The organism is Frankia sp. CcWB2 (genome assembly GCF_977927585.1).
Genome location: NZ_CDWRCM010000110.1, coordinates 12168 through 15243 on the forward strand (window position 1 = coordinate 12168; position 3076 = coordinate 15243).

The window sequence follows — 3076 nt, forward strand, 5'->3', positions numbered from 1 at the left end:
CCTTCAACGAGTGGACCGCCAGGTCGATCTCACCAGACAGCAGGGCGTCGCGCAGCGCGCTGACGAAGACGCCGGTCCCGCCGATCTGGCTGATCTCCCCCGACGAGCGGTCCCCCGCCGTGACAATCGGCACCAGCTCGACGGCGCAGCCCACCCGCGCCCGCAGGGTGGCGGCGACCGTCCCGGACTGGGCCAGCGCCAGCGCCGAGCGCCGCGTTCCCAGCCGCAGCCGGCGGCCGGCGAAACGGGCCAGCAGGTCGGCGCCGATGCTCGTCGGGTCGGTACTCGTCGGGTCGATCCCCGTCACGAACGCTCCAGCAGATCAAGGTCAGGCGCGGACACCACGGCGGGCACCTCCCGCGGCAGATCGAACAGTTCCCGCAGGGCCTCGGCGTAGGCGTCTCCGCCGGGCGCCCCGGCCAGCTCCTGCACCCGCACGGTCGGGGCGTGCAGCAGCTTGTCGACGACGCGCCGGACCGAGCCCTCCACCAGGCTCCACTCCCGATCGTCGAGGTCGGGCAGGCGGGTGTGCAACCGGGCGAGCTCGCTACGCACCACAGCGGCGGCGTGGGCCCGCAGCGCGACGACGGTCGGCGCCACCCGGCCCGCCTGCCGGCGGTCGAGGAAGCTCGCGACCTCGGCGGCGACCAGCGCGCGGACCGCCTCCACATCGTGCGTCACCTGGGCGCCGTCCAGCGCGATGCGCAGTGCGTCCAGGTCGATCAGACTCACCCCGGGCAGCTCGCGCACCCCCGGGTCGATGTCGTGCGGCAGGGCCAGATCGAGGAAAACCAGCGGGCGCCTTGCCCGGCCGGGCAAGGCCGCGGCAACCAGCTCGTGCTCGACAACGAGACCGCTCGCGCCGGTCGAGGAGATCACCAGGTCCGCCATGGTGATCTCGTGGGCCAGGTCGGTGAGACCGACGACCCGGGCCTCGTGGGCCTCGGCGACGCGGGCCGCCCGGGCGGCGGTCCGGTTCGCGATCACGACCTCTCCGGCACCGGCTCGCCGGACGGTCTGCGCGGCCAGCGATCCCACCGCGCCGGCACCGATGAGCAGCACCCGGGCCCCGGCCAACGGCGGGGGTTCGGACGTCACGGCGGGCCGCGGTCCCTCGGCCGCGGCTCCTCCCCCGTCCAGCGCCCGCCCACCCGGCGGCGCCACCGGCACGGCCGGAACCTCGCTGTGGAGGCCCAGACCGGAGGCGGCCAACCGGACACCCACCGAGACGATGGATGCGCCAGCGGCATCGATGGACGTCTCGGAGTGGGCCCGCTTGCCGACCCGCAGCGCGGCCTGGAACAGGCCGGACAGCGCGCTGCCCGCCACCCCGGCGGCCTGACCGGCCCGGAAGGCCGTGCGTACCTGACCGAGGATCTGGCTCTCCCCGACGAGCATGGAGTCCAGGCCGCACACTACCGAGAACAGGTGCCCGATGGCCCGCGCCTCGTGGTGGACGTACAGGTGGCCGGCGAGATTACCGAGGTCGATCCCACAGATCCGGCTGAGCTGGTCGGAGATGTCGGCGACTCCGCCGTGGAAGGTCTCGACCTCGGCATAGATCTCGATGCGGTTACACGTCGAGAGCACCACCGCCTCGCTGACGTGGGTGCCCTCGGCCAGATCGTGCAGGACCTTCGGGACCTCCTCGGCCGAGACCGAGGTGCGTTCGAGCAACGACGTGGGCGCGGTCTGGTGGTTGAGCCCGACCACCAGGAGGCTCACGACGCCTCACCTCCGGCCATCAGCGATCCCGCGGCCGGCAGCGTCCTGTGGGTCGGCGATCCAGGCGCCGGGGTGTGCTCCAAGCGCGCCGCACCCGGTTCCCCCTCCCGATCATCCCGGGTCGGCCGACCGTCCCGAGCCATCCCGGCCGGACGAGCTGCCCCCGCCGGACGAGTCACGCCTACTTGCCGAGTCACCCGCACGACCTCATCCGCATCGGTCTCCAGCCTGTCCGCGGAGGGCTCCGTCCCGTCCGCGCTCGTCACCCCGTCCAGGCCCGTCACCCCCCGCGCGGCGAGGACGTCGTCGCCGCCTGGCACCGCCTCGCGGGCCGAGGGCGCCCGCCGCGCCGAGCGCGCCCGGCGCACCGGCACGGCGTCACGCCCGGAGCCGGCGCCCGGTGTGGATCTCGCGCCCCGTCTCGGTGATGTGTCCCGTGCCGGCGACGGATGTTTGCGTGCTTCATGGAACGAGAGGATCTGCAGTTCCACGGCGAGGTCGACTTTACGCACGTCCACACCGTCGGGTACCGAAAGCACCGTGGGAGCGAAGTTGAGAATGCTGGTGACCCCGGCAGCGACCAGACGGTCACACACCCCCTGCGCCGCGGCGGCCGGCGTGCAGATCATCCCAATCGTGACCTGACCCTGGACGATCACCTGTTCGAGATCGTCGACGGGACTGACGACAACCTCACCGACCCGCTCGCCGACCCGCTCGGGATCCGCGTCGACCAGGGCCACAATCCGAAAGCCCCTGGCATAAAAGCCGCCGTAACCCGCCAGGGCGTGGCCGAGGTTGCCGACTCCCACCAGCACGACCGCTCTGTCCTCGGTGAGGCCCAGTTTCGCGGCGATGCAGTCGAGCAGGACATCCACCTCGTAGCCGACGCCCCGCGTGCCGTAGGAACCGAGATGGGACAGATCCTTGCGGACCTTGGCCGGAGTGACTCCGGCGGCGGCCGCGAGCGTGTCCGAAGACACAGTGTGAACCCCGCTTTCCGCCAGTGTCGCCAGCACCCGGAGGTAGAGCGGAAGCCGCGCGACCGTCGCCTCCGGAACCTCGGAGGAACGCCTGGAAGCCGCGTCACTACGTGTGCGTCGCCGGATCACCGCCGGGCGACGCCGTGGCTGACTCATCCGCGGCTCCGATCTCTAGGCGCGCGGTTACGCCCGGAGCTATGGGCCCGGATCCGTGGCCCCGCCGACACCCGGCGTGCGGTAGTCCCAGCGTACGGTAGTCGGCGCCACAAGTCGGCTGTCCTCGGGCAGTGTACGACTTCGTGAAGGGATTCACGAAGTGCTGAGGAGAACCGGATCTGGATCTGTCGCTGATCTTGTGATTCTTCTGG

The 3076-nt window shown here is 71.8% G+C and carries 2 protein-coding genes and 1 pseudogene; all 3 read right to left on the minus strand.

What is annotated here, in order from left to right:
* Positions 1-307: pseudogene (locus ACY45C_RS12980) on the minus strand (hydroxymethylbilane synthase); the annotation flags it as partial.
* The gene (locus tag ACY45C_RS12985; protein WP_462187877.1) at positions 304-1725 is read right to left on the minus strand and encodes a glutamyl-tRNA reductase; all 1422 of its coding nucleotides are present in this window, start codon (positions 1723-1725) and stop codon (positions 304-306) included. The gene ACY45C_RS12985 and the pseudogene ACY45C_RS12980, both read right to left, overlap by 4 nt.
* Entirely contained in the window at positions 1722-2864 is a 1143-nt protein-coding gene (locus ACY45C_RS12990; RefSeq protein ID WP_462187878.1) for a redox-sensing transcriptional repressor Rex, read from the minus strand. The genes ACY45C_RS12985 and ACY45C_RS12990 overlap by 4 nt, the downstream gene beginning before the upstream one ends.
* Between the last annotated feature and the right edge of the window lie 212 nt (positions 2865-3076).